Below are 24,497 nucleotides of genomic sequence, written 5' to 3' on the forward strand. Positions count from 1 at the left end.
AAAATGGGATATTCTCCCTTAAGTTAACAACCTTCTATGTTTCCGATTATCGTCAAGAATTCATCAGAAACTATGATCTTTCCCCGGAAACTCTCCGGATTTTACTTCCTTGTCATAATTTCCGATCGCGTCCCTTACGATAGAATGCAAATTGGAAAACTTCTTCAAAAACTTAGGCTGAAAATTCGCATCCAATCCGAGCAAATCGTTTAACACGAGAACTTGTCCGTCACAATCGGGACCCGCTCCGATTCCGATTGTGGGAACTCCCACTTCCCGACTTACTCGTTGGCCCAGCTCCGCGGGAATCATTTCCAGAACGATGGAAAACGCTCCCGACTCGAAAAGAGAAATCGCCTCGCGAAAAAGTTTCGCGCCGGATTCTTCTCCCTTTCCTTGAACCCTATGACCGCCAAACACATGAACGCTCTGAGGAGTCAGTCCCAAATGTCCCATCACGGGAACTCCGATTTGTTTGAGAATGGCGACTAACTCGCAGATAAAATCCGACCCACCTTCTATTTTAACCGCGTCGCAGTCGCTTTCCTTCATCATTTTTCCGGCGGAACGAATCCCATCTTCGATGGAAGTTTGATAACTTAGGAAAGGAAGATCCGCGATTAGAAATTTATCGGGAGCGCCCCTACGAACCGCTTTCGTATGATAGATCATTTCATCCAAAGTCACCGGAAGAGTGCTTGAATTTCCCTGGAAAACCATTCCCAAAGAATCGCCCACAAGAATCGAATCGATCGGCGTTTCGTTCAGAATTCTCGCGAAGCTGAAATCGTAACACGTAACTATGGAAATTTTTTCTTTCCCTTTCTTTTCAGGAGAAAAAATCTTATGTATGTTTTTCATACTCGCCTCCCGTAAAACGTTCGCATAAGGAACCTTCACCGATCGTTTCCAAAATTTCTCGGATAAAAGGACGAGTAAAAAGAGAATGATGAGGAAGATGTAAATCGCGAGTGTGCATCGTAACGACGTCGTACGTAAGGATGTCGATGTCGATTTCTCTCGGTCCTTTGTCGATTTCTCGAACCCTACCCATTTCCTTTTCGATACGAAGAACAACTTCCAAAAGTTCCTCGGGGCTGAAACTAGTTTCAATTTTTAGAATTTGATTTAAGAAGTCGGGTTGATCCGTTATCTCCAAGGCGACCGTGTTCAAAGGCTGCGATTCCTTTAAGACTTCGATCTCCAGCGCATTTTTCAACTTACGAACCGCGATCTTTAAAAACTCCGCTCGATTTCCGAGATTGGATCCCAAGGAAAGAAACGCTTCTTTCATTTTCTGCCTCCGGATTCGGAAAGTTTCAGACGGTAATCGGCGCATTCCAAATGCACTTCTTCCGTCATTTCCCGAAGCCTGGAATAAATTCTTCCTTCCGCCTTATCCTTCCATTCCGCCGGAGAAGTGTTTGACGTGAGAATGGTGAGTTTTTCCTGTTCGTATCTTGCGTCTATGAGGTCGTACAATTTTGAGTTCGACCAATCGGATTCTTTCTGAACTCCAAAATCGTCCAGCACCAGTACTTCGACTTCGGCAAACAACGTTTCGATGGTTTTTTCCATCCCGTGAGTTTCGGAATCTTTTTGATACGTTTCCCTCAGCGTGTTGAGAAAGTCCCGGTTGATTTTCGCATACTTGCAATTTGTTTTATATCTAAAAATCAATTCGTTGAGTATGATACATGCCAAAAGTGTCTTACCGGTTCCCGGACCTCCCCAAAGATACAATCCGTGCGGTTTAAAATCCGGATCGGTCCATTTATGAACGAGGTCGTTTGCCCAGCTATGAGCGATCGTAAAAGAAATTCCAACCGAAGCGCTGTGATCGGTTTGATCCAAAGTCCTATAAATATATTTGGGAGGAATTCCAGATTTTTTGAATATAGTTTCTATGTGCCCCAACTCCATTCTCGCGTTATGACAGACGCAAGGAATCATTTTGCCAAGCGCCTCGTCATAAACTCTCCAAGGAGGTTTGCCTTTGCAGGGACAATTCTCGGAAATACAATGGCAAATCGAAAGAACGCCCGAATGAGTTCCGGAAACATTCTCGGTAAGTGAGAATCCCACTCCCGCACATTGCGGGCAATCGGGGGTTCCTTCTCGGACGGGTGTGTAATTCTTAAGAATCATACTGGTAATTCCAATTTTTTCATCAAAAGGAAGAAGGAAAACCTTTTCTGAAAACAGAATCTGCTGGAAAAATCAAAGGAAGGATAGAAAGTAGGGAAAGCTTTTGACTTAAGGAAAACTTTCCAAAAAGTACAAAAGATTCTTCTGAATTCCCGGATTTTGAGGGTTTATGTCCCTTCTCCGGAATAAAGTGGAAAAAAAATTCGCTCTGAGTTTATATCTCGGAATCGAAGTCCGATAGTTATATAGGAGAGAAGGCACAGGATGTACCTTTTCCCTAATCCATTGAAAGAGAAGTAAAAGGTGTGAGCATTATGAAGGTGATGAAAAGCATATTCATTCTTCTGGCCGTGCTGGGACTCAACCTGTCTGTTTTAGCTCAGCAAAACAATCAGGGCGGTAATCAGCAAGCCAGTGAAGCTGTAGAAAAAATTGACGAGCTGCTAAAAGGCGAGTTGGTTCCCGAAGACGATGATAAGAACCTCACGGAAGAGCAGAAACGTCGTAAAAAAGCAATCCAGGAACAAGAAGCTCTGTGGAAAAACCCTGATTTTAAGGGCTATGATAAAAATTTCCAAGAACTCCACCAGCTCTCCAAGGCATTCGCTAACAACAAATTTAGGCTGGCATTATCCAACTACCAATCGGGGGTAAACACGATTCTCAAAATGAGAGAATCTGTCGAACAATACCGTAAAGAAGAAGCCGAGAAAAAACGTCTCGATGAAAAGTGGTATTGGCAAAAGGTCGATCGTAAAGCAAGAGAGGATCGTGTCGTTTCCCGCGAGAAACTCGTTGCGAAACAACAGGCTCTGAACTATTTCACCAAATCGATCAATCATTTGGATGAAATCAAAAACCCGGATTTGAGAGAAAGACCGGAATTCAAAAGACTTCTGTCCGATACTTACAGATCGTGGATTCTCACTGAGTATGATTTACAAAATCTTCCGCATGTATCCCTATCCTCGAACTCTATATCGAGATCGATGAGAATGAGAAGGAATATCCCGCTCACAAGTATCTGGCAAGTTGTTACGCTTTCGAAGAGAACATGATTAAGAAAAACGGCGGGGCTTCTGAAGACCAGATGTTCAAATATCGTTACAAGAAAAACGTTCACCTTCTGAGAGCTACCGAGCTGAAATACGGAAAGGATTCTCCGGAATACAAACACATCGTAAATCTTGTTAACAAGGACGAAGTGATTTCCGTAAGACCGTAACTCTCTCTTTCAAACGAAATGGAAACAAAACCCTGTCGGAAACGGCGGGGTTTTTTATTTAACGTGAGTTCGACGGTTGAAAGTTTGGCGAACCCTTCAAACGGATTCTTATAGACTAAATCCGATTTCTTTGTTATTTTTGCCGCTAACGAGGTACAATATGCTCCTTCCAGAAAAGATATTAATCGTTGCCGGTGTTTTAAATCTCGCATACGGCAGTTTAACGGGTTTTCCTTATGCTCTCGCAAGAAAGAAAGCAGAGTTCCCTTCGCGTTATTTACAAGCGGCGCATATCGGGTCGTTGATGCAAGGCGCTATGCTTTTAGGTTTGGTAGTCGCGTTTCGTCATGCGAACTTTTCCGAAACTTTAGCGTTGATCGGTGCGTCCCTCTTTGCGATCTCTTCCGCATTCCTGGCGTTGAAAGACACGGCCAATTGGCTTCAAGGGATCAAGGATGAGTTTCAAGAAAATCCGATCTTAGGAAAATCTTTGGGTGCGATCGGCGTGATTACGAATTTAGTGGGAATTTTCATAATCGTCTACGGAGTGTTAGTCTAAATTCTAAAACGCAAGTATTCCGACAAGAATCATATTTGTACTTGCAAAAAGTATGATTTTCTGATACTAGAAAAATCTCCGGCCCTTTCCACCTCCTATTTCAAGTGATTACTCTCTGAACTCAATGAAACGCTTTCTACGGATTCGCGTTTCAAGTGTGTTGAAGAAACTCAACACAACTCTTCCTAAGGGGCGCGTTGTGGGGTGCGGGGTTACCCGGCTTGACATTTTTGATAAAGAGCTTGTCCCAAAATCTTAGAAATGTGGGAACTCTTACATTTTAGGAGTCAGGGTTTAGGCTTTACAATATATAATTGTAATGTATGTAAAGTTCTAAACCCTAATCACTTGAAACGTATATTTTTAGAGTTTGATTCCTACCAATTCGCAATCCGCCTTGGTCATGATCCTGACGAGCTCTTCGAATTTAACCTTCGGTTCCCAACCTAATTTTTTTTTCGCCTTAGCCGGATCTCCGATCAATATATCTACTTCGGTCGGACGATAGAACTTAGGATTCACTTCCACGAGTAGTTGTCCGGACTTCGTATCGAACCCTTTCTCGGAATCTCCTTTGCCTTCCCAACGCACTTGAATTCCGGTAAATCCGAAAGACTTTTCCACGAACTCTCTTACGGTATGTGTTTCGTTTGTCGCAACGACGTAGTCGTCCGCATCCGGTTGTTGGAGCATCATCCACATCATTTCGACGTAATCCGGAGCGTATCCCCAGTCTCTTTTTGCGTCCATATTTCCGAGTTGGATCGGTCCGCCCTTTTTCGCGAGAAGATTGGCGACTCCGATCGTGATCTTTCTCGTTACAAAACCCTCTCCCCGTCTTGGAGACTCGTGATTGAATAAGATTCCGTTGGAAGCGTGAATTCCGAACGCCTCTCTGTAATTTACGACCGCCCAATACGCATACAACTTTGCGACCGCGTAAGGCGACCTTGGATAAAAAGGAGTCGTTTCCGTCTGTGGAATCGCCTGCACCTTTCCGTAAAGTTCGGAAGTAGACGCCTGATAAAAGCGGCTCTTCACTCCGATCTGTTTGATCGCGTCTAAAATTCTAAGTGTTCCGACCGCGTCCGCTTCTGCCGTGTATTCCGGAACTTCAAAGGAAACTCCCACGTGGGATTGTGCGGCCAGATTGTAAATTTCGTCCGGAGAAACTTTTTCCAGAATCCGGTTTAAGTTGCTCGAATCGGTAAGATCTCCGTAATGTAGAACAAGATTGGAGTTCCCACGCAGATGTTCGATTCTCGCCCGGTTGAACATACTGGATCTTCTGACGATCCCATGAACTTGATATCCTTTCTGAAGAAGAAATTCAGTTAGATAAGATCCGTCCTGCCCTGTAATCCCGGTTATGAGCGCTTTTTTCATCTTCAGACCAGGAAAACCCAAAAACCCCATCTGGCAAGAAAGATTAGGCGAATAAGAGGCCCAAGTCGCACTTCCTGAACTCAGTGAAACGCTCCCTATGGATCGGGTTTAAGGTCGCTCAATAGGTAAGGCCATCTATCGAAATAGGCTTGGGTTCTGAAGCACGCCTAAGCGTGCGGAAGAATTAGCACGAGGCTTGAGTGACTTTAGTCGCACCCGTCCCACAAGTCGAGGACAAGACGAATGTACGGAACCGGAGCGAGGGCTGTATTAGCAATCCCGAGCGCGGGAGAAAGCTTCGGTCGTTAGACGAAGTTGTGCATCTCAACCGGTTTGTTGTAATGGTTGAATGCTTTGTAATTTCTCTTTTAACTTCTCTTTTTGTTTTCTAATCTCTAAATCATTTTGTAAATTAATCCAAAATTTATCAGACATCCCGAAAAATTTGGCTAGTCTTGGAGTTGGAATTCTTTTTGATTTCATACTATCCTCGCTTCAGTGATAATCTACAGTTGAAACGTCAAAACAATGCCCCTGAGAAAAACGGAATATGATTCTCCATTGTTTATTAATTCTGATCGAACAAAATTCTTTTTTGTCACCTTTTAAGTGTTCAAAATTATTAGAGGGAGGTATTCGCAAATCTTCCTCTCTTTCCGCGCTTTCCATCAACAATAACTTAATTAATCCCTACTTTGGATGTCAGGAGGGACTTTTCTTGAAAATTCCTGGTTAAAGATTTTTTCAATTTCCTTATCTCCAAAGGATTGAATCATTTAGTATATATTCCCATGGTAGATATATCTGCCAACCAGATGTATTAGTGAAATTTTGTCTTATACGCAATTTTGCACAATTTCGTCTAACTACCGACATCCGGCCTAATCAAACCGGATTATGAACCCAGTCTCTTCTGCGAAATCGTACGACAAACACCGATGCAAGAACGATTACCCAGGCTACGATCCCGGACCACAATCCGGTCGATCCCATTCCCAAATAAATTCCCATAAAATAAGCCGCGGGAAGAAACACCAAATAAGACGCCGCCGTATAAGCCTTGAACACGAAGTCCTGAAGTCCGGCTCCTCGGAGCGCGCAAGCGATCACCATGTGATAGGCGTCCACGATCTGAATTACTCCCAAAATGACCAAGGGAGAATACGCTTCTTGAATCAGTTCCTGATCCTTCGTATAAAAAGACAACATCTCCCTTCCCCAAAGTATGAATACAAGTCCCATACTTCCCATCACACAAGCCGCAAAAAACGCGGATCGAAACGCACCGTGATACGCAAGTTTCGATTTTCCCGCTCCGAGCGCCTGTCCGAGAATCGTAGTCGCCGCGATTCCGAACGCATATCCCGGTAAAAAGGAAAGACTCAAAGTACTAAAAAGCATATTGGTTACGGCTAACGCGGTAGTTCCCACGATCGTCGCAAACTCCGTAAAGATCATAAAAGAAATGTTATTAAGAAGTTCCGCAAGCGCAGGCGCGGTACTCGCCTTTAAGATTTCCCGAAAGTGCACAAAACTAAAAGCCCAGGAAACCTGGGAAAAATATTTCCCCAAACCTTTTGAATAAAAGTAGAACGGAAACGCGAATAAACCCGCCCCTCCCGCCAAGGATGAAGCGATCGCGGCTCCTTTGACTCCCATCGCTTCGAAACCTAAGTTGCCGTAGATCAACACCCAGTTTAAAAATATATTCGTAAAACATGTTATAATCATGGACGCAAGTCCGGCGGTGGTGATTCCCAATCCGTCCGTAAACGCCCTCGTAGTAAAAAGCAGAAAGAAAAAGACCGTCCCTAAAAAACGAAAATATAAATATTCGCTCGAAAGTCCTCTTACAATCTCGTCCTTGTTCAGAAAACTCATCAATCGATCGCTGATCGCCGCACCTCCGATCGAAAGAAGACCTCCGAAAAAGATAACAAGATACAAAGTCGTAACTCCGATCCTACCGATTTCAGAATCGTTCTTCTCGCCGAATCTTCTCGCGACGATCACTTGAATTCCCATCGAAAATCCCATCAGAAACGCAAGCACCGTAAAGTGAGCGATCCCTCCGATCCCGATCGAAGCGATTGAATTTTTTCCGAGCCTTCCGACCATCATCGTGTCCGTCACCCAAACCACGGTTTGACTGAGCATCCCGAACACGACCGGCACCGCGAGTTTTAAGATCATGGAATTCAAAAGACTCGGACGAATGTTCCTATAAAAGGTATGAGCTAAATGATGTAAGGTTCTCACGGTTCTTCCAAGATTTTAGGAAGAAACAATAAAACTATCTATTTTCAAAAAAACTTTCTTTTTGACTTACGATTCTTATTACTTGCAAGAAGGCGCAAATTTCATCTTGAGGCCAGTATAAAAAACTTAACGAACATTCCCGTTGAATTGTTACGAGCAAAGCATGTCTTTGTGAAAAAATCAAACCGCCCATGTCTCGAACTCGTTTGTTTAATTCGAATGAATCGGTGCGATAAAAATTTATGAAACAATACGCGGATCTTCACAACCACCTCTACGGATCGATTCCTTCCCAATTTCTCTACGAGATGGGAAGATCCAATCCGAATCCTCGCTGGGAAATTTTTACCGATTCGTATCAAAAATGTTTCGGTAAAAAAATTTCCACGGAAACTTTTTTCGAAGATCATAAGGATCCCGATTCTTTCCGTAAACTCTATCAGTTCAATCACCGAGGCCCGTTTATAGAGTTTCAAGCCAAATTCAATCTGATCATCGCCCTGTCCAAGTTCGATCCCGCAGAAATCGCGTTAGTCGCCACACGGATCGTAGAAGACCAGTTCCGTCAGGGTGTGACCCACGGAGAATATAGGATCCTGTATTCTCCTTCGGATACGGAACAGGGGATTTACGAAAAAACCGTCGCGGCCTGCGAGGGACTTGCACGCGGAGGGGAAAAAACGGGCGGACTTGCAAAGGGCAAACTTGCAATCTCTTTACACAGGGACGGGGACGTGTTTCGGGAATATTCCCTCTTAAAAGATTTTATGGAAAAAAACGATTTGATCCGGGATTATTTAGTAGGATTAGATTTTTGTTATATTGAAGAAGGATTCCCTCCCAAAGAAAAAAGGAAATTTTTCGAGACGGTACATAAGGACAACAAAGCCGAAAAGGATACGGCGCTTGCGATTCTCTATCACGTCGGAGAAAGCTTTCAGGACAAATCGATTTTGTCCGCTTCGAGATGGGTTTTGGAATCCGCGCAATGGGGAGCGCATCGTCTCGGGCACGCGATCGCACTCGGACTTCATCCTTCCGAAAAGATAAAAGATAAAATTTTAGAATCCAAATCGGAAAGATTGGATCAACTTCGGTTGTATTACGATCGAAAGGAAGAGTTGGATTCTTACTTTGAAACTCCTTCGAGGGAAAGGATCGGAAACGAAATCGATTCTCTCAAACATAAGGAAATTATTGAATTGGAAATCGGCCCTTCGTTTTTGGAAGAATGTATCGGCTTTCAAAATTACTGCATGTCTAAAATCAAACAAACCGATGCGATCATCGAATCCTGTCCGAGTTCGAACGAATTTATAGGAATGGTCGAAAACCCCGAATCACATCCGATTCTTCGTTTTGCAAAAAACGATATGAAGTTCACGATTTCCACGGATGATCCCGGAATTTTCGGAACCACGATCGAAGAAGAATACTCAAAGGCCGCAAAAATCGGTCTCAGTGCGGAGATGTTGGAAACCGTAAGACAAAATTCGTTTCTATATACTTCCGAAATTTTAAGCGGAAGAAAACCGACTTCTTGATTTGACGCTAAAAATTCTTGCCTCGGTCCGCGTATAAGGGATTTTAGAAGAAAGGTCATGTTGAACGTACTGGAAATCTGTAAGAACGTATCGAATTTCTTTCGAAACCGTAAAACGTTTGTACATACAAAGATTCGAAATTCAGCAGCGGATTTTTTCAAAAGACAACAAAGGTTGTTTCGATTTCATACGAATAGCATCCACGCCACGGCCGTTCTTATGGTTCTTTCTTTTATGAATCCGAGCTTACTGTTTTCCCAGAGCCAGACCGATTTCTCCGATCCTTACGACTTCAATTTGAGAAACTACAAAGACTCTCCGGCCAGAGAGGTTTATCAGGAATATACGATTCCGCCCGTTTTTAAAAAACCCCCTTTGATCTCACCTAAAAACGTACAGATTCCTTTTGAAAATCCGTTTCCGACAACCGGCGGCGGCTTACGTAGAACCACAAATCCGAACACGGAAAGAAAACAGGAAACCCTAATCAATCCGCTTACGGGTAATATCAACGTGGAAGCGATTCTTCAAAGACAAGCCCAACAAACCGACAAAAAGAAAAAACAGAATCAAATTCACGATGAAGAAGAAAAATATACGGAAACCACTTCTCGTCGTTTTTCCATCATCTTCTTTATGACTCTTCCGATCACCCTCGGTCTGGGATACGCGATCGCCGCCAATGCAAGAGTCCAAGGCGCGCATAAATTTCAAAAAACCTTCGGCGGTTCCATATTCATTTTTACTTTCGGAACGAGCCTTGCTTTTGCAAACGCTTGGCACGATATGAAAGAATACGAATCCATGAAAAAGGAAAATCAGCCCGAGTCGCCTCCGGTGGAACCTACGTCCGCGGATTCTCTCGGCTTCGGAAATTCCCTCCCTATCTCCGGCGCTGGCGCCTCCGTCGTTCCCGGAAGGGAATATAAACTGGAGATCTCGCTCTTTAACGTCAGCTTCTAATGAACAGCGTCAAAGAAAATATATTCAAATTATTGAATGTTAGACACAAGATCAACCTTTTTTATCAATCTAAAATATATCCTCCCTTAAGGATTTATTATTCGATCTGCGGGATCATCTCTCTCTGTCTTTTGATTCTGATCTACGGATTTTATTATCCGCACGAATGGACTCATTGGATCCGGCTGCTCGTAAATGGGATCGTCGTTTCCTTGGTCGTTTACGAAGCCCTTTCGTTTATTTTCGTGATCGGAAACCTATTCGATTATCTGAAAACCCACAAAACGGAAGCGATCGTGGTTTTTCTAATCCTATTTCAAGAAATCATCAGCCAGGAAATCTACGAACTCCTCACTTTAAATTCCTTAAGCGGAGAAGATGCGAGTTTGGCCTTTTTGTCCTTAAGCCAACTTTTTCTTTTGTTCAGCAACTTCTCCCGATTGATCCGAAAGACGGACCTTTTGAATTACAGACAAATCAGTCCTTCCTTGGTTATCACGGGAAGTTTCGGAATTTTAATCTTGCTTGGAACTCTCGCGTTATCCTTGCCGAGGGCTCAAGCGGTTCCGATTCCAACGATAGACGTTTTTTTTACGGTCGTAAGCGCGGTTTGTGTTACCGGTTTGAGTACGATTTCAGTCGCTTCTCAACTGACCGGAACGGGACAAACGATTCTGATGATTTTGATTCAAATCGGCGGACTGGGTCTTATGACCCTTACCGTTTTTTTTGCGATCTTTTTGGCGGGACAAGTCAGCGTTACGAACAAACTTCTGATCAAGGATCTGTTCAGCCAGGAAAGTGTGGGACGGGTTTCGTCCGTTTTAAAACAAGTTGCGGCTCAGACTTTTCTCATAGAAGCCGTAGGCGTCCTATTGATTTTTATCTGTTATCCGGACGAAAACGAAACGGATCTTAAAAATAAAATTTTCCATTCTTTATTTCATTCGGTGAGTTCGTTTTGCAACGCCGGTTTTTCCACGTTCCCCCAGGGATTTGAAACGGATTGGATGTTGAACCGAAAAGAATTCTTATCCGTAGTGATGGTCCTAATCGTACTCGGAGGTTTGGGTTTTCCGACGGTTCATCATCTGATTCACTGGACGTTTAAGATCGGAGATTATCCCAAAAGGATGGAACTGGGAGCCAAGTTGATTCTTACGATGTCCGTCGGTTTAATCGTATTCGGAGCGGTTTCGTATTACGTGTTGGAAACGAACAACACACTTTCCGAACTGAGCGCAATCGACGGAATGTTTCATTCCCTCTTTTATTCCGTCAGCACAAGAACCGCGGGTTTTAACACATTAAGTATTTCTAAAATGGGAACGCCAATGGTGTTCGTCAGTCTTTTTTTGATGTGGGTAGGCGCGTCGCCCAACGGAACCGGAGGCGGGATCAAAACGACAACGCTTGCGGTTTCCGTACTTCACCTATTCAATCATATACGGGGCAAAGAAGAATTGGAAGTTTTCGGAAAAAGAATCTCTTCCGGTACCACCTCCAGAGCGTCCGCGGGAATTCTCATATCCTTGTTTTTGATTTTTTTCGGAATTTTCTTTTTAACCTGCACGGAAAACTCCGCATTTTTGGATCTTTGTTACGAGGTAGTCTCGGCGTTCGGAACCGCGGGACTTTCCAGGGGAATCACATCTTCTTTGACTTCGGCGGGAAAACTTTTGATCTGCCTGACGATGTTTTGCGGACGAGTGGGAATGTTGACCATCCTGATCGCCTTGGTTCCGAAAGAAAAAAAATCCGGACTTAGATTTCCGGAAGAATCGATCATAGTTGGATAAAAGGAGAAAGTTCCATGGCGATCAAAAAGAAAAATAAAACACTCAAAAAAAGAATCGCAGTGATCGGCTTGGGAGAATTCGGCAAAACTCTCGTAATCTATCTGAACGAAAACGGACACGAGGTGACTGCGATAGACAAGGACATCAAAGTCGTCGAGGAAATCAAGGACCGTTGCGCCCTCGCCGTTTGTGTGGATACGAGCAATCGATCCTCTTTGGAAGAATTGGATCTCGAAGATATGGACGAGATCGTCGTCGCGCTCGCGGAGAATTTCGAATCCTTAATCACCACCGCATACAACTTAAAGGAGATGAATCTTAAATCCCTTCACATTCGTTATCATTCCGAATTGAATCGTAAAATTCTTCAGATGATAGGAATCGAAAATCTTTTCAATCCGGAGGAAAGGGCGGCCGCATCGATGGCGGAACAACTCAGTTATCAAGGCGTAAAAAAGGCGACTTTGTTAAGCGAAGAATACAGCCTTTTCGAAGTGGAAATTTCTCCGCATCTCTACGGAAAAAAACTGAAAGAACTCAATCTAAGGGAAAATTTTCAGCTCAATTTAGTCGCTGTCAGAAAAGCGGAATCGAACGGAAACGATTCGGAAGAAGGCGGAGTTTTTCTACCGGATTCCGGAACGATATTTAAAGAAAAGGAAATTCTGCTCCTTTTCGGAAGTTCAGAAAGTATCAAACGGTTTACGAACGCTTATCCCATCGGATAAGGCGTTCATAAATAAGGACGACCTTAAAAGGTTCGGACGAAAAACATTCAAAAAACGGATTATAAAAAATTGGGCGTTTCCTGCGCCTGGATAAATCGTAAAACAAAGTTTTAATGTAACAAGCGCAGGCCGGGCTTGTTCCGCGCTCAGGCGTTCGCCTTCGGTCGCCTCTAAAGAGGCGACTGCTACGCACGCTCCACATCCCTAACGCTTTGGGACTTTATTTTATAAAGAAGGGATGAATAAGAGTTTTCGTATATATTAATTCGGTTTCATCGTTGAACACTTTCTCGGATGAAAGAATCGGAGTTCTTTTTGAGGTAACTTTTAATCGAACTTTCGAATATTTTTTTGCTATTATTGATTTCAAAATAGTATAAAATCGTTGAACTTCATCGCAAGAGGTGCGGCGCTTGGATTCCCTTTACGATCTTGAAAAATACGAGAACCTAATGCCCTCGTATCTGTATCTAAAAAACGAAACCGACGCTACCGACCAAGAGGCGATCTCCTTAAATCCCAAGGAAATCGAGATCCTCTATCAAATTCGCAATCACACGACATTGGAAGGATTTTTTTCCGGTAAAATCCTGAAGGTCTGGAAGGACGAGGGATCCAAGCCGATATATATCAACACTCTAAAAAAACTTTCGAAGGAGAATTTGATTCTCGTTTTTCCGGAATTCAAATTTTTACCCGAAACGAATCAACTTACGGTCTGTCTCTGTCTCGTTTCGGAGAAGGAATTCAAAAATTCCAACAGGAAAAATCTAAAAGAGATCTATTTGAACAGTTTGAGTAAATCCTCATTCGCGATTCAGAACTATATTTTGGGGTGCGAGCCGTTCCAAATCAGCGAACTGATTTCCATATTCGAGTATCTGATCGCCGAGACGGCCGGAGGCACCTTCGTCAAAGAATCCTTCGGCATCGAACATTGGATCCGATCTTTTACGTTCGGAGAACTTCTCAAGGAGGAGGTGGTAGAAGATTCGGTGCAATTCATCCTGGAAAACATTCAAGAAAGCGAATATATTGCGGTTACAAAAACAACGGGGCTATTTCACGTAACGGACGAACTTGCGGGAAAAGCGTTTGAAATTTTAAAAGGATATTATCTCGACCAGTTCTCCAAAAAGCTGAAAGAGAAATATCCGGAGGCTTGGAATCTGATTTCCAAAAACCGAAAGAACATCGTGGTCGACGTTAATTATACCGGCCCCGTTTCGGGTATCGAGGAAAAATTCGTTTCGGACGAATTAAAAATCATCGGCGAGAATTTAAGCGACCTGATTCCGAAAACGTTTCAGGATTTCCTAATACTCGCAAATTATATTTCACAAAAACACGATCGGGAAAGAAATCTCCGTATTTCCTCGGAAGAGGTAAGATCGATCAAGATGTTAAAGACGATGATGTCTATGAAAAACAGGACCTTGTCCCAGTTCGTCACGATCAATATCGACGAGGATCGGGAATTCTCCCATTCCATAGTGGACAACCTCAGAAGAGATCCGGATTGTATTTCCTGCGATTGGTACGAAAAAGGGAAAAAGACCGAATGTTTTTGCAGCAGAAAAGAGGAAACGATTCTTTCCTTGATTCAATTGATGACTGAAAAATACGCATTTAAAAAAGATCTTATTAAGAATTTCTTATATCTTTTGAAAAAGGAAAAAAACAACCTGGGACCATTGTATGCGAACCCGGTCTTTAAATTGGCTCTGATAAAATTGAAATATTCCTGTTATAAGGAAAACCTTTCCTGGTTTTCAAAGGTATTGAATTTTTTAGGAATCTACGGAATGATGGAAAGCTCCTTGGAACACCAGGAATCCATCGTTCAGTTCGAACAACTCAACAGAGAAATCGCTTACAAGGAAGACCGAAAAAAACAATTGGAAAAAATTCGGGCGGAATGGCTTAGAGAAATCGAAGCCGATTCGAATTCGGTCACGGAGGAAACGCCGGATTTTAAAAACAAAGGATCGCGCTGAAATTAGAAATAAATTTTTTCGCTTCAATCCGATCCGCAAAAGATAATCACTTTAAAAAATGTGAATATTAGGAATTAAAAATTCTTCGATACTCGAATTCCGAAAAAAACTACTTCTTAATTTCGAAGGTTCTGAAGTTCCCTTTCGGATCCTCCCAAGTGATCAGCGCTTCCTTCACTTCGGAACCTTTCGGACCTCTTTGAATCGCCTTGTAGAGATCTTCGATAAACATCTTATCGCCTTCCACGACCGTCTCGACTTCTCCACCCGGAAGATTTTGAGTATATCCGCTGAGCCAACCTTCTTGGGCTCTCTGAAGAATGTAATATCTAAATCCGACTCCTTGAACCTTTCCACGAGCGAGAATCTTTGCTCTTGAATTATTTTTGGATCCCATCTTCTTCCTCCGTTTTGCCTTCCAGATTCACCATCCAAGCCGAGAAGTCCTTAAAAAAATTCCAAAGAATTTCTTTGATGGGACCTTCCGCCTCCCAATCGTCCAGAGCCTTACGATAACAAGAAAGCCAAACCCTTCTCGCTTTTTCATCGATCGGAAACGGAAGATGCCTTGCGCGCATTCTCGGAGGTCCGTAGTTTTGAGAATACAAAGGCGGACCGCCGGTAACCTGAATTAAAAAATCGGCGGATTTCATTTTACTCTCTTCCAAACTTTCCGGAAACATAAAAGCGATCGGACTCGGAGGAATTTGATCATAAAAATCGGAAACCAGTTTGCGAAGACAATTCTCGCCGACCGCACCGAAAACCGTTTGTAAACCCGGAATCGCGCCCGGAGGCCCTCCGGGAGGAATGAAAACGGATCTTTCTTCCGCCATATTTTTTTTAGCCCCCTTGCAGAAAGGCTCGGATCTTAGGGTCGAATTCTTTTACAATTTTATAATATACGTCTTTTTTAAAAGGAACAACCGTAACCAATGTGTTTTCGATGGGAATAAAACGCACCGTTTCGAACTCCCTTTCGTGAATATCCAAGTTACATTCGTCCGCTTCCCCGTTCCAATGGATGAGAAACCATTTTTGAAGTTGTCCCCTATATTTTTGAAGATGACGATTGAGAGGAAGGTTTTCCGGAAAATCATAGGCGATCCAATCCGGATACTCGGCTACGATTTTTCCGGAATCGATTCCGACCTCTTCGTACAACTCTCTCAAAGCCGCCGTTGTCGGGTCCTCGTTTTCGTCGATTCCACCTTGAGGAAACTGCCAAGAACCGAGAAAGTTCAACCTCTCCCCCACCAAAACCTCTCCACGAGAATTGAATACGACCATCCCGACATTCTTTCTGTAGGGTTTTTCCATACGAATACGCTCGCGTTAGTGCTTTTCTATGACAAGAAGTTTTAGAGTTGTTTTGAGAATCCAATGTTTGTTTACGTTTTATGAATAGACCCGAGTAACTTACGGTAAAGCGCTACTCTTGGCGAAACATATAGTTCCGGTTCTTATAAAAACCTCTTCGTTCATTCCATGAATCGATAAACCTAATAATGAGGGAGAAATCCTTCCTTTGCGTTTTATGACAAACCGTAAAATCGACCAAGCCCGGAGATAGTCTCACGAAAGATCTCTTTTAGTTAAGAATTCAGTTGCAAATTTTATACTCAATTGGAAATGATAACATGAGAGCCGTTCCAAAAATTTCGGGACAAGTTGTTTATTCTTTTCGCATTCAGGAGTTTGAGTTTCACCAATGCAATTACGTAAAAAGTATTCGCGTTCCCGCATCTTCAATGAAAAGGATTTTGAAATCAAAGCCTCCTCGATTCCCGGAATCGGTATGGGGCTTTTTCCGAAAGAAAACGTAAACAAAGGGGATACGATCGGATATTATACCGGTAAAATCCTTACGGATAAAACGGCTAACTCTTCCAAATATTGCGAATCGAAATATTTGCTGTGGATCTGTAAAGATCATTGGATTTACGGAGAAGGAAAGGAAAGCAATTATACTCGTTTTATGAATCACAGTTCCAAACCGAATGTAAAACTTGTAGTATCCGTCCGTTGGAAAACCGCGAGATTTGAAGCGATCCGAAAAGTAAAGGCGGGAGAAGAATTATTCTTCGATTACGGCGACGAATATTGGATCAACACGGACATCGATCCCGTGGAAAGAAACTGAATTTTCCACATAATTGTTTGCATCGGTTGCATCGAACTCGCGTTATCTACGCAAGACATAAGAGCTCGTCCCAAAACCGGAAAGGAAATTTGTAAGAGTTCCCACACATTTGCGGAAAAAACGAATCAAAAGCGACTAACGTGAATATTTCTTTTTAACCAACGTTCTCATCGATTTCGGAAAATTCGTAAAAAGACCGTCCGCGCCCCGATCTAAAAACAGTTTCATCTCTTCCGTCTCGTTTACCGTATAAACGACGCTTAGGAAATTTCTTTCCGATATCAATCTTAAGTTTTCTTCGGAAGCGTCTTCCCTGGAAGGATGAATGCTCCATGCCTTGATCTTTTCTCCGAAAACGATCGCTTCGGAAACGTTTCCGCTTCCGTCTCCCACAAGAACGCCTAACTTTATTTCCGGATTGAGATTTCGAATTCTTTCCAAACATTCCCAGGAAAAAGACGAAACCACGATTCGAGGTAACAATTGAAACCGGCCAACCAAACTCAAGATAGCGAGTTCGATCGAATTTTCATTCTTATTAAAATCCAAAGCGGTCGATTTAATTTCTATGTTCAGGTCGGTTTTGGATCTTTGGATCAGAGGTAATACGTCTTTTAAAAAAGGAATTTTTTCTTTTCCGAATTTTCGAGAGAACCAGGAACCCGCGTCCAGTTCGCTTAATATTTCAGCTTCGAACTTCCGAACGTTTCCTACCAACTTCGTCGTTCGGTCCAAATCGTCGTCGTGAATGACAACAACTTCCCTATCCTCGGAAAGAGTGACGTCCAATTCGATCAGATCGGCTTTCGCCTGAATCGCCTTCCGAAACGCGATCATCGTGTTTTCCGGAAATTCCCCGCTGAAACCCCGATGGGCAAATACAAGCGGTCGTTTCAAATCGTTACGGTTTTTAATATTCTCAATCATATTCTATTTTATGAATATATTCGAAGATCCGAATCTCGATAGGAGAAAGTCTGCGTGTCGAGTGCACCGTAAATTTTAAAGGGAAAATAGGAAAGGGTTCAGGCGGGTGAAATCCCGCCCGAGAGAGAAAGTTACGTTCTTATTTAGATGCGGTAGCTTTTCCGGCAGTGGTGTTTTTGATCGCCTCAGCCACTTCGTTGATTTTTGCTTTTACAACTTCGATTTGGCCTTCAGGGATTTTGTTTTTGATCTCTTCGGTAATTTTGTTGTAGTTTTCTATGATCTTAGCTCTGGTTTCTTCATAGTTCTTTCCGGCAACGGAAGTAACTTCCTTGATGTCGTTGATTACTTTATCAACGGTTTCGCGAATTTTTACGGTCGCTTCGGAATTGTCGGAAGCTCCTTTTGTAACAAGCTCCAAATAGGTTTTTTCAAGATCAGCTTTCGCTTTACCCAGACCTTCTTGACTAGCTTTGATGAGTCCCAGACCCGCATTTAGAACATCTAGAATTTGCTTTTCCATTCAATTTTTCTCCTTGAGATCATTTCTTGTGCATCGCACAATCCTTTTATATTGCAGCGCACAATTTAAGTCAATAGAAAAAAGAAAAAAATTCCTCAAAATTTACAATTTTTTACCATCCTTGCAAAAAATCCTAAACGCCGATGTTCCGGCATTGCATTAAGAAACACCTACACAAAATAAAAAATCAAAGGAGAAACGTTTTTCACGAACTGTATTCATGCTAGTTCGGTTTAACCAATGCGAAAACGATTGAAGTTGAACTAAAGCAGAAGACTCTCTAAACTCAAACCTCGCTCCTACCGTCGCTCGGTTTTGGATCGCGTTCTGGGAATCAACAAATTGGAATAACGAAAAAATTTCGCTTTTAAAACGATCTGTCAATATGTTGATTGGAGCGAAAAAGCGCGGTTTCCCAACTTCGTTGGGAGCCAACGCTTTCGCTTCGCGGCTTTTGGCTGTCTCGCTCTCTATGGATCGCTCGACATGCCCAAACCTTCTCTACGAATCCACGTAATATTACGAAAATTTCGAACCTATTTCTACGACGCTGAAACAGATTTTCCTAATATTCTTACTTTTTCATCAATGTGAATTTGCATTTCTTTCAGAACCGACCGGCATAACCGTTTTGAATTCAACCGGATGCGTTAAAGAAAAAAACTGAAAATCTTTTTGAACTTGAATTCATAAGAATCGATCCGATTGTGTTTTTTGAAAGGAATCAAAATCATTCAGGAAACGGAATATGAGTCTGAAAAAATACAATGGAAGCTGTCATTGCGGTAAGGTTCAATACGAGTTGGATCTTGATCTTTCTAAGGGAACGAGCAAATGCAATTGTTCCTTTTGTTCCAAGGTAAGAAATTGGAGTTCTATGGTAAAACCGGAAGCGTTACGTCTTCTTTCGGGTGAAATCGATCTTGGAACCTATAAGTTCGGAACCAAAAGTGCGACTCACAAATTCTGTAAAAACTGCGGAATCAGGATGTTCACGGAAGGTCATCTGGAGGAACTCGGCGGCGCATTTATCAGCGTAAGCCTGACTACTCTGGATAATGTAGATCTCGAAGAATTGATTGCGGCGCCCCTTTGGTACGCGAACGGGCTTCATAACAACTGGCGGGAACAACCTGCGGAAATACGTCATCTATAACCGGGTTCTTTAAAGAATTTGTCGCTAAACTCGTGTTTGGGTTTGAAACGATTCAAGATATTTCTATCGAAGTTTTGAGACAAAACTCTAAAGAATGTAATCCGGAAAGTTAGGTTGATTTTGACTCATATTACTCCTCGGATGTATTAAAAATATACAAACCGTCACGGCGATCAATAATCTTGTATACATAAAGTTTTCCTTATGGATTGAAGTTGTGTTTTGTGCGAAAAGAATCCGATTGATCGATAAAAACGAATATTCAAATGTTAGTTTAACCTTTTGGGATTTGAAACCGGAATCGATTCTACTGATCTCTATAAGATTGAGTACCGTTAATTTTCATCGCAAAATATTGGGTACTTTATTATATAGCTATGAGTAAGATGAAAAATCATCCGAATCGAGGTCGACGGATCTACATTCGCAAAACCGTTTGATGAAAAGATTCCAATTGACGTTTAGAATCTACAAAGAAACAACATTCTTCTTTCGCTTGGTCAAGTAATTTTTTACAAAAAGCCTTTGCTCTCATGGAAAAGGAACATTTTGAAAATAAGAATATGCCGACTTTTGAAAGTGGGTAAAACAAGTCTAAAAAATGCTTTCCCATATTCGAAAAACAAAAAAAAATCCGTAATAAGATGAATTCAAAAATCAAAGTTAGACACCTTTTAAAGACGTTATTCGTTTTAATTTTTTGCTTAGCGGCTAATACTTGTTCGAGCGCGCCTATCCTCAACAAACCTTTGGATGGAAACTTGGATTTGCAGGGACATCGTGGCGCAAGAGGTTTAAGACCCGAAAATACCTGGCCCGCCTTTGAACAAGCGATTCGATACGGGATGACCACTTTGGAATTGGATACGGTCTTAACCAAAGATAAGAAAATCATCATTCATCACGATTCGGAAACGAATCCTGAGATTTGCCAGAAGAAGGACGGAACACCGATCGTATCGACTTCGTTATACGAATTGACTTTCTCCGAATTGAAACAACTGGATTGTGGAGCGAAAAAGAATCCGAAATATCCCGAGCAAATTTCCGTCCCCGGAACGGAGTTGATTGCGATCGAAGAATTTTTCGCTCTTGTTGCAAACTTCGAAAAGAACAACCCGAATCGACCGAAATTAAGATTCAATATTGAAACAAAATTTCCGAACGACAATCACTCTCAAATCCCCTTGGAAAAAGTAAGGGATCACGTAAGCTTATTGGTTCAAGCCGTTGAAAATGCAAAGGTTGCGGATCGAACTACGATTCAATCTTTTTACATACAAGCGCTCCCCATCGTAAAAGAAAAAAATCCTAAGATTAGGACGAGCGCCCTTTTTTCCCTTACTTATTTTCAAGGTGCGATGATGAAGTTGGGATTTGGAAACGGAACGCGCGAAGACGCCCTCCAAAAGGCTCTTGCAGTAAAGGCGGATATCATTTCCCCCTATTTCTTATACGTAACGAAAAAATTCGTGCAGGAAGTTCATTCTCATAAAATATCCGTGATTCCTTGGACCGTAAATGATCGGGAAGAAATGAGAAGGTTGACGGATGCGGGAGTCGACGGAATCATTAGCGATTATCCAGATCGATTGTCCGGAGAAATTAAGAATTAATTATATTCTAGAAATATAAAATAATAGGACGCATCTATCAACGGAATTTCTGAGTTTTCAAATTCTTCGTCGTCTATAAATTCATCCGAAAACGAACCGTGATCCCCTAAAACAAGATCCCGATTGATGTTTCGATTTTTAGAATCTCAGAATTCTATCAATTTGTGAACTGCGATTAGTTTCCTAAAACTTTCCGGCCAGATCGAGGATTCCTATCCGACAAAGAAGGCGCGTTTGCACTCAACAGTAAATCATTTGGGGATAAGATTTGGAGAGAATTCTCTTCAATCCTGGAACTTGATGCGTTTTGCATCACTGCTTCCAACAATCGATCGTATTCGGGATTGTCTACGAGATAGGTAAAGTGTTGAATGAGGCGTTATGCGATTCTTTCGAATCTACAATTGTTTCCCATTCTTTCAGATAAACGGTTTTGGGTTCGTAACTTTTCTTTTCTGAATCAGTAGTAGAGGATTTCGTATTAGTAAAATTACTTCCTTCCACATAACCTTTCTTTCATTTTTCACTGAGTAGTTTCCCCGCTTCTTTCAAACATTCTTCTGCGCTGTCAAAAGTTTTGGTTTGCGTTTGCCCTTTCGTTCCGATTTTTCCGTAAGTTACGGTAAATGAGTTTCCTACAACCTCTTGTTCCAAAATTTATCGGATTTTTCGTCTTGATACGTTAGGTGGTTTTTCATATGTTTTTATTTTTTTTAAACGATAGATAAGAATTTTCTTTCTGAGATAAATTCTGATTTCATCCATCAATTTATCGATGGCTTCTTCACTTTTACCGGAAAAGAAACGTAACGGAGATAACTTTGCCGACGCCATCTCGTTGATGTTCGCCGAGAAATAGGTTTGATTTTTGGATGGAACAGTTTTTTTCATAAAATCCTTTATTAATATAAAAAAGCCGAACCTTTTACAGCCCGGCTTTTTACAAAATTCTTAGAAAGAATATTAAATTTTTATGTTTCTTTCAGAGCCGCTACGATTTCCTGAGTCGCTTTTTTTCCGTCTTGGAAATACATCAAAGTATTGTCCTGGATAAACAACGGGTTCGGAACTCCGGCAAATCCCGGGCTTAGACTTCGTTTAATAACGATAACCGTTTTCGCCTTGTCCACGTCCAAAATCGGCATTCCCGCGATCGGGCTATTCGGATCCGTTTTAGCAAGAGGGTTTACCACGTCGTTTGCGCCGTTGACGATTACCACATCCACTTGTTCGAAAGAAGGATTGATTTCGTCCATTTCTTTCATCTTGTCGTAAGGAATATCGGCTTCGGCCAAAAGAACGTTCATATGACCCGGCATTCTTCCCGCAACCGGGTGAATGGCGAACTCCACGTCGATCCCTCTATCCGTTAGAATATTATAAAGATCTCTTACTGCGTGTTGCGCTTGCGCGACCGCCATTCCATAACCGGGAACGATAACGACTCTTTGAGCCATATCCAAGAGCATCGCAACTTCTTCCGCGGAAGTGCTTTTGGTTTTTCCCGCGTAGATGTCTTCTCCGCCTTTGGAAGTATCGACTGCGGCGCCCAATCCTCCGAAGAGAACGTTTGCAAGAGAACGGTTCATCGCCTTACACATAATCTGTGTTAGGATAATTCCGGAAGCTCCAACAAGAGAACCTGCAATGATCAGAACGTTGTTTCCAAGTACGAATCCAGTGGCGGAGGCCGCGATTCCGGAATAAGAGTTCAGAAGGGCGATTACGACCGGCATATCCGCTCCGCCGATCGGCATAACGAGTAAAATTCCAAGAACGGAACCTACCGCTACGACATACCAATACCATTCTATCTTTTCAGGCTGGATTACAACGAAGTAGCTGAGAGCGATAGAACCGAGAAAGAAAAGAATTTTTACGATTTGATCGCCCGGATAACGAACCGCTTTTTCGGAGAGAAGCCCTTGGAGTTTTCCGTAAGCCACAAAACTTCCCGTAAGAGTTACGGCTCCGATGATTCCGGAAGCGGCGGTGGAAATCGTAAACTGATACGATTTTAGAACTGCGAGGTTGGTTCCTTGATGAAGAACTTCCATCACTGCGGCGCCTGCAACGAGGAAGGAAGCGAGCCCGCCAAAACCGTTCAATGCCGCAACGAGCTGAGGCATGGAAGTCATTTCCACTTTTACGGAAAGATAAACTCCGATTGCGGTTCCGACAATAAATCCCGCCAAGATATACTCGTAAGCGAGACCTTTTTCAACGAGGGCGGCCGCGATCGCAAAAAACATACCAACGGCGCCGACAAAGTTTCCTTTGACTGCGGTCTTCGGATGAGAAAGAAGTTTCAACCCAACGATAAAAAGAATCGAGGAGAGAAGATAAACTAAATTGATGATCGATTTTTCCATATTCTTACTTTTCTTTCTTCTTGAACATTCCCAACATTCTATGAGTTACTAAGAACCCGCCTACAACGTTGATCGTAGCGGCAACCATGGCGATAAATCCGATGATGTTGATCAGAGGACCGTTCACGGAATGAAGAGAAAGAATCGCTCCGATGATCGTGATTCCGGAAATAGCATTGGAACCTGACATAAGAGGAGTATGTAAAAGAGGAGGAATTCTAGTGATGACCTCGAAACCAACGAATACGGCTAATAAGAAGATCGTCAGGTAACCTACGAACTGTTCCATTCTAACTTTTTCCTAATCAGAGATTTCTTCCCGGAAGACGGTTGGGAAGGCCGGGTAAACCGATGGAATCACTTTTCAGAAACTCCAGTCTCCTGAAAACCTTTTTTTCTCAAGATACAGGCGTCGCATTTTCCGCAGGCTTTTCCGTCCTTCGGGTCATAACAGGAGAATGTAAGATGAAAGGGAACCTTCAGTTGATTCCCGAGAAGAACGATTTCTTTCTTAGAAAGATTTTGCAGAGGAGTTACGATTTTGATCGGGGAACCTTGGCTTCCTTTTTTGGTTCCGAGTTGAATCGCCATCTCGTACATCTTGATGAACTCCGGTCTACAATCCGGATAACCGGAATAATCCATGGCGTTCACGCCGATGTATATGGAATCCGAACCCGTTCCTTCCGCAAGGGAAACCGCAAAGGATAAAAAGAGAATATTTCGTCCCGGAACGTAAGTGTTCGGGATCTCGTCTTTTCCCAAGGAATTTTTAGGAACCTTGATCGACTTCTGAGTCAACGACGAGCCTAAAAACAATTCCGGTTTTAACTTTTGAATCGTGTGAGGAATTCCTAATTTGCGAGTGATCTTCTTCGCATAAGACAATTCGATCTTATGTCTTTGCCCGTAATCGAAGGAAAGAGCTTGGACTTTTTTTCCATCGGCAACCGCTTGATATAAACAAGTAGTCGAGTCCAATCCTCCGGATAAAAGTACAACTGCTTTGTTGTCCGAAGATTCCTCTTTGAAGTTCTTTCGATTTACATTCTTGTTCTTTTTAGAATCCAATGCCGCCTTCTTCACACGATTCGCCGATAGGAAATGTTTTGTGGGAACATATTCGGGGAAACAAAATATTCCCGAAGGACG

At 42.4% G+C, this 24,497-nt stretch carries 25 protein-coding genes and 3 pseudogenes; 10 read left to right on the forward strand and 18 right to left on the reverse strand.

What is annotated here, in order from left to right; all coding sequences use genetic code 11:
- Nucleotides 1–63 precede the first annotated feature (63 nt).
- The 3 genes from panB to zapE are packed head-to-tail and all read right to left on the reverse strand — an operon-like array spanning nucleotide 64 to nucleotide 2,148.
- The gene (gene panB, locus LEP1GSC194_RS11290; protein WP_020773712.1) at nucleotides 64–861 is read right to left on the reverse strand and encodes a 3-methyl-2-oxobutanoate hydroxymethyltransferase; all 798 of its coding nucleotides are present in this window, start codon (nucleotides 859–861) and stop codon (nucleotides 64–66) included.
- Nucleotides 845–1,294 carry a 2-amino-4-hydroxy-6-hydroxymethyldihydropteridine diphosphokinase gene (gene folK / locus LEP1GSC194_RS11295; protein WP_020773741.1) on the reverse strand — a complete coding sequence of 150 codons (450 nt, stop codon included), beginning with the start codon at nucleotides 1,292–1,294 and terminating at the stop codon, nucleotides 845–847. The genes panB and folK overlap by 17 nt, the downstream gene beginning before the upstream one ends.
- A complete protein-coding gene (gene zapE, locus LEP1GSC194_RS11300) occupies nucleotides 1,291–2,148 on the reverse strand; it encodes an AFG1/ZapE family ATPase (protein WP_020773690.1) in 858 nt (285 codons plus the stop codon). Before zapE ends, folK begins: the two co-directional genes overlap by 4 nt.
- A gap of 314 nt (nucleotides 2,149–2,462) precedes the next feature.
- Between zapE and fcpA the strand changes: the two are divergent.
- Nucleotides 2,463–3,373, forward strand: a pseudogene (gene fcpA / locus LEP1GSC194_RS11305) (flagellar coiling protein FcpA).
- A 160-nt stretch (nucleotides 3,374–3,533) separates the two neighbouring features.
- Nucleotides 3,534–3,932, forward strand: a complete 399-nt coding sequence (locus LEP1GSC194_RS11310; protein WP_020773755.1) for a hypothetical protein — start codon at nucleotides 3,534–3,536, stop codon at nucleotides 3,930–3,932.
- Nucleotides 3,933–4,295: 363 nt separating this feature from the next.
- Here the strand turns inward: LEP1GSC194_RS11310 and gmd are convergent, their stop codons facing one another.
- The 4 genes from gmd to LEP1GSC194_RS11330 all read right to left on the reverse strand — a co-directional run bounded on the left by gmd (nucleotide 4,296) and on the right by LEP1GSC194_RS11330 (nucleotide 7,577).
- Complete coding sequence (gene gmd, locus LEP1GSC194_RS11315; RefSeq protein ID WP_036042477.1) at nucleotides 4,296–5,318, reverse strand: GDP-mannose 4,6-dehydratase; 1,023 nt, start codon at nucleotides 5,316–5,318, stop codon at nucleotides 4,296–4,298.
- Between the two features lie 324 nt (nucleotides 5,319–5,642).
- Nucleotides 5,643–5,801: a helix-turn-helix domain-containing protein gene (locus tag LEP1GSC194_RS11320; protein WP_020773730.1), complete on the reverse strand. Its 159-nt coding sequence runs from the start codon at nucleotides 5,799–5,801 to the stop codon at nucleotides 5,643–5,645.
- A 12-nt stretch (nucleotides 5,802–5,813) separates the two neighbouring features.
- Nucleotides 5,814–5,987, reverse strand: coding sequence for a type II toxin-antitoxin system RelE/ParE family toxin (locus LEP1GSC194_RS23060; RefSeq protein ID WP_231384441.1), 174 nt, complete (start codon nucleotides 5,985–5,987; stop codon nucleotides 5,814–5,816).
- 216 nt (nucleotides 5,988–6,203) lie between these two features.
- Nucleotides 6,204–7,577 carry an MATE family efflux transporter gene (locus LEP1GSC194_RS11330; RefSeq protein WP_020773750.1) on the reverse strand — a complete coding sequence of 458 codons (1,374 nt, stop codon included), beginning with the start codon at nucleotides 7,575–7,577 and terminating at the stop codon, nucleotides 6,204–6,206.
- Between the two features lie 242 nt (nucleotides 7,578–7,819).
- On the opposite strand from LEP1GSC194_RS11330, the gene LEP1GSC194_RS11335 reads away from it, so the two are divergent.
- The 5 genes from LEP1GSC194_RS11335 to LEP1GSC194_RS11355 all read left to right on the forward strand — a co-directional run bounded on the left by LEP1GSC194_RS11335 (nucleotide 7,820) and on the right by LEP1GSC194_RS11355 (nucleotide 14,608).
- The gene (locus tag LEP1GSC194_RS11335; RefSeq protein WP_020773705.1) at nucleotides 7,820–9,121 is read left to right on the forward strand and encodes an amidohydrolase family protein; all 1,302 of its coding nucleotides are present in this window, start codon (nucleotides 7,820–7,822) and stop codon (nucleotides 9,119–9,121) included.
- Nucleotides 9,122–9,178: 57 nt separating this feature from the next.
- Nucleotides 9,179–10,084: a hypothetical protein gene (locus LEP1GSC194_RS11340; protein ID WP_020773703.1), complete on the forward strand. Its 906-nt coding sequence runs from the start codon at nucleotides 9,179–9,181 to the stop codon at nucleotides 10,082–10,084.
- Nucleotides 10,084–11,883, forward strand: coding sequence for a TrkH family potassium uptake protein (locus LEP1GSC194_RS11345; RefSeq protein WP_020773701.1), 1,800 nt, complete (start codon nucleotides 10,084–10,086; stop codon nucleotides 11,881–11,883). Before LEP1GSC194_RS11340 ends, LEP1GSC194_RS11345 begins: the two co-directional genes overlap by 1 nt.
- A 14-nt stretch (nucleotides 11,884–11,897) precedes the next feature.
- On the forward strand, nucleotides 11,898–12,611 hold the full coding sequence (locus LEP1GSC194_RS11350) for a potassium channel family protein (RefSeq protein ID WP_020773748.1): 714 nt from the start codon (nucleotides 11,898–11,900) through the stop codon (nucleotides 12,609–12,611).
- Between the two features lie 452 nt (nucleotides 12,612–13,063).
- Nucleotides 13,064–14,608 carry a hypothetical protein gene (locus tag LEP1GSC194_RS11355; RefSeq protein ID WP_036042479.1) on the forward strand — a complete coding sequence of 515 codons (1,545 nt, stop codon included), beginning with the start codon at nucleotides 13,064–13,066 and terminating at the stop codon, nucleotides 14,606–14,608.
- A 109-nt stretch (nucleotides 14,609–14,717) separates the two neighbouring features.
- Here LEP1GSC194_RS11355 and LEP1GSC194_RS11360 read toward each other — a convergent pair whose 3' ends face one another.
- The 3 genes from LEP1GSC194_RS11360 to LEP1GSC194_RS11370 are packed head-to-tail and all read right to left on the reverse strand — an operon-like array spanning nucleotide 14,718 to nucleotide 15,928.
- Complete coding sequence (locus tag LEP1GSC194_RS11360; RefSeq protein WP_020773711.1) at nucleotides 14,718–15,005, reverse strand: acylphosphatase; 288 nt, start codon at nucleotides 15,003–15,005, stop codon at nucleotides 14,718–14,720.
- A complete protein-coding gene (locus LEP1GSC194_RS11365; RefSeq protein WP_020773708.1) occupies nucleotides 14,989–15,444 on the reverse strand; it encodes a globin domain-containing protein in 456 nt (151 codons plus the stop codon). The genes LEP1GSC194_RS11360 and LEP1GSC194_RS11365 overlap by 17 nt, the downstream gene beginning before the upstream one ends.
- 7 nt (nucleotides 15,445–15,451) lie before the next feature.
- Entirely contained in the window at nucleotides 15,452–15,928 is a 477-nt protein-coding gene (locus LEP1GSC194_RS11370; protein WP_020773739.1) for an RNA pyrophosphohydrolase, read from the reverse strand.
- Between the two features lie 391 nt (nucleotides 15,929–16,319).
- On the opposite strand from LEP1GSC194_RS11370, the gene LEP1GSC194_RS11375 reads away from it, so the two are divergent.
- Nucleotides 16,320–16,751 carry an SET domain-containing protein gene (locus LEP1GSC194_RS11375; protein WP_020773726.1) on the forward strand — a complete coding sequence of 144 codons (432 nt, stop codon included), beginning with the start codon at nucleotides 16,320–16,322 and terminating at the stop codon, nucleotides 16,749–16,751.
- Nucleotides 16,752–16,886: 135 nt separating this feature from the next.
- Here LEP1GSC194_RS11375 and LEP1GSC194_RS11380 read toward each other — a convergent pair whose 3' ends face one another.
- Entirely contained in the window at nucleotides 16,887–17,678 is a 792-nt protein-coding gene (locus LEP1GSC194_RS11380; RefSeq protein ID WP_020773707.1) for a glycerophosphodiester phosphodiesterase, read from the reverse strand.
- 139 nt (nucleotides 17,679–17,817) lie between these two features.
- Complete coding sequence (locus LEP1GSC194_RS11385) at nucleotides 17,818–18,201, reverse strand: phasin-related domain-containing protein (protein WP_003001954.1); 384 nt, start codon at nucleotides 18,199–18,201, stop codon at nucleotides 17,818–17,820.
- 748 nt (nucleotides 18,202–18,949) lie between these two features.
- Between LEP1GSC194_RS11385 and LEP1GSC194_RS11390 the strand changes: the two genes are divergently transcribed.
- Nucleotides 18,950–19,357 carry a GFA family protein gene (locus LEP1GSC194_RS11390; protein WP_020773688.1) on the forward strand — a complete coding sequence of 136 codons (408 nt, stop codon included), beginning with the start codon at nucleotides 18,950–18,952 and terminating at the stop codon, nucleotides 19,355–19,357.
- A 96-nt stretch (nucleotides 19,358–19,453) separates the two neighbouring features.
- Here LEP1GSC194_RS11390 and LEP1GSC194_RS23065 read toward each other — a convergent pair.
- Nucleotides 19,454–19,549: pseudogene (locus LEP1GSC194_RS23065) on the reverse strand (heme-binding protein); the annotation flags it as partial.
- Between the two features lie 452 nt (nucleotides 19,550–20,001).
- On the opposite strand from LEP1GSC194_RS23065, the gene LEP1GSC194_RS11400 reads away from it, so the two are divergent.
- A complete protein-coding gene (locus LEP1GSC194_RS11400; protein WP_020773694.1) occupies nucleotides 20,002–20,973 on the forward strand; it encodes a glycerophosphodiester phosphodiesterase in 972 nt (323 codons plus the stop codon).
- Nucleotides 20,974–21,005: 32 nt separating this feature from the next.
- Here LEP1GSC194_RS11400 and LEP1GSC194_RS23440 read toward each other — a convergent pair.
- The 5 genes and pseudogenes from LEP1GSC194_RS23440 to queC form a co-directional block, all read right to left on the reverse strand.
- A pseudogene (locus LEP1GSC194_RS23440) lies at nucleotides 21,006–21,671 on the reverse strand (WGR domain-containing protein); the annotation flags it as partial.
- Nucleotides 21,631–21,864 carry a hypothetical protein gene (locus LEP1GSC194_RS22655; RefSeq protein ID WP_020773742.1) on the reverse strand — a complete coding sequence of 78 codons (234 nt, stop codon included), beginning with the start codon at nucleotides 21,862–21,864 and terminating at the stop codon, nucleotides 21,631–21,633. The gene LEP1GSC194_RS22655 and the pseudogene LEP1GSC194_RS23440, both read right to left, overlap by 41 nt.
- Before the next feature lie 80 nt (nucleotides 21,865–21,944).
- On the reverse strand, nucleotides 21,945–23,345 hold the full coding sequence (locus LEP1GSC194_RS11415; RefSeq protein ID WP_020773734.1) for an NAD(P)(+) transhydrogenase (Re/Si-specific) subunit beta: 1,401 nt from the start codon (nucleotides 23,343–23,345) through the stop codon (nucleotides 21,945–21,947).
- A 4-nt stretch (nucleotides 23,346–23,349) separates the two neighbouring features.
- Nucleotides 23,350–23,634, reverse strand: coding sequence for an NAD(P) transhydrogenase subunit alpha (locus tag LEP1GSC194_RS11420; RefSeq protein ID WP_000434762.1), 285 nt, complete (start codon nucleotides 23,632–23,634; stop codon nucleotides 23,350–23,352).
- 68 nt (nucleotides 23,635–23,702) lie between these two features.
- Complete coding sequence (queC, locus tag LEP1GSC194_RS11425; RefSeq protein WP_036042492.1) at nucleotides 23,703–24,416, reverse strand: 7-cyano-7-deazaguanine synthase QueC; 714 nt, start codon at nucleotides 24,414–24,416, stop codon at nucleotides 23,703–23,705.
- Nucleotides 24,417–24,497: the final 81 nt, after the last annotated feature.

The sequence above is a fragment of the Leptospira alstonii serovar Sichuan str. 79601 genome, from assembly GCF_000347175.1.
Taxonomy (GTDB): Bacteria; Spirochaetota; Leptospiria; order Leptospirales; family Leptospiraceae; genus Leptospira; species Leptospira alstonii.

Coding starts and splice junctions, on each gene's coding strand:
- LEP1GSC194_RS11365 (WP_020773708.1), bottom strand. CDS start 15,444: ATGGCGGAAGAAAGATCCGTTTTCATTCCTCCCGGAGGGCCTCCGGGC.
- panB (WP_020773712.1), bottom strand. CDS start 861: ATGAAAAACATACATAAGATTTTTTCTCCTGAAAAGAAAGGGAAAGAA.
- LEP1GSC194_RS11375 (WP_020773726.1), top strand. CDS start 16,320: ATGCAATTACGTAAAAAGTATTCGCGTTCCCGCATCTTCAATGAAAAG.
- gmd (WP_036042477.1), bottom strand. CDS start 5,318: ATGAAAAAAGCGCTCATAACCGGGATTACAGGGCAGGACGGATCTTAT.
- LEP1GSC194_RS11385 (WP_003001954.1), bottom strand. CDS start 18,201: ATGGAAAAGCAAATTCTAGATGTTCTAAATGCGGGTCTGGGACTCATC.
- LEP1GSC194_RS11400 (WP_020773694.1), top strand. CDS start 20,002: ATGAATTCAAAAATCAAAGTTAGACACCTTTTAAAGACGTTATTCGTT.
- LEP1GSC194_RS11345 (WP_020773701.1), top strand. CDS start 10,084: ATGAACAGCGTCAAAGAAAATATATTCAAATTATTGAATGTTAGACAC.
- LEP1GSC194_RS11360 (WP_020773711.1), bottom strand. CDS start 15,005: ATGGGATCCAAAAATAATTCAAGAGCAAAGATTCTCGCTCGTGGAAAG.
- LEP1GSC194_RS11355 (WP_036042479.1), top strand. CDS start 13,064: ATGCCCTCGTATCTGTATCTAAAAAACGAAACCGACGCTACCGACCAA.
- LEP1GSC194_RS11390 (WP_020773688.1), top strand. CDS start 18,950: ATGAGTCTGAAAAAATACAATGGAAGCTGTCATTGCGGTAAGGTTCAA.
- LEP1GSC194_RS11380 (WP_020773707.1), bottom strand. CDS start 17,678: ATGATTGAGAATATTAAAAACCGTAACGATTTGAAACGACCGCTTGTA.
- LEP1GSC194_RS11370 (WP_020773739.1), bottom strand. CDS start 15,928: ATGGAAAAACCCTACAGAAAGAATGTCGGGATGGTCGTATTCAATTCT.
- LEP1GSC194_RS11340 (WP_020773703.1), top strand. CDS start 9,179: ATGTTGAACGTACTGGAAATCTGTAAGAACGTATCGAATTTCTTTCGA.
- folK (WP_020773741.1), bottom strand. CDS start 1,294: ATGAAAGAAGCGTTTCTTTCCTTGGGATCCAATCTCGGAAATCGAGCG.
- LEP1GSC194_RS11420 (WP_000434762.1), bottom strand. CDS start 23,634: ATGGAACAGTTCGTAGGTTACCTGACGATCTTCTTATTAGCCGTATTC.
- LEP1GSC194_RS23060 (WP_231384441.1), bottom strand. CDS start 5,987: ATGGAAAGCGCGGAAAGAGAGGAAGATTTGCGAATACCTCCCTCTAAT.
- LEP1GSC194_RS11320 (WP_020773730.1), bottom strand. CDS start 5,801: ATGAAATCAAAAAGAATTCCAACTCCAAGACTAGCCAAATTTTTCGGG.
- LEP1GSC194_RS11335 (WP_020773705.1), top strand. CDS start 7,820: ATGAAACAATACGCGGATCTTCACAACCACCTCTACGGATCGATTCCT.
- LEP1GSC194_RS11310 (WP_020773755.1), top strand. CDS start 3,534: ATGCTCCTTCCAGAAAAGATATTAATCGTTGCCGGTGTTTTAAATCTC.
- LEP1GSC194_RS11415 (WP_020773734.1), bottom strand. CDS start 23,345: ATGGAAAAATCGATCATCAATTTAGTTTATCTTCTCTCCTCGATTCTT.
- LEP1GSC194_RS22655 (WP_020773742.1), bottom strand. CDS start 21,864: ATGAAAAAAACTGTTCCATCCAAAAATCAAACCTATTTCTCGGCGAAC.
- LEP1GSC194_RS11350 (WP_020773748.1), top strand. CDS start 11,898: ATGGCGATCAAAAAGAAAAATAAAACACTCAAAAAAAGAATCGCAGTG.
- zapE (WP_020773690.1), bottom strand. CDS start 2,148: ATGATTCTTAAGAATTACACACCCGTCCGAGAAGGAACCCCCGATTGC.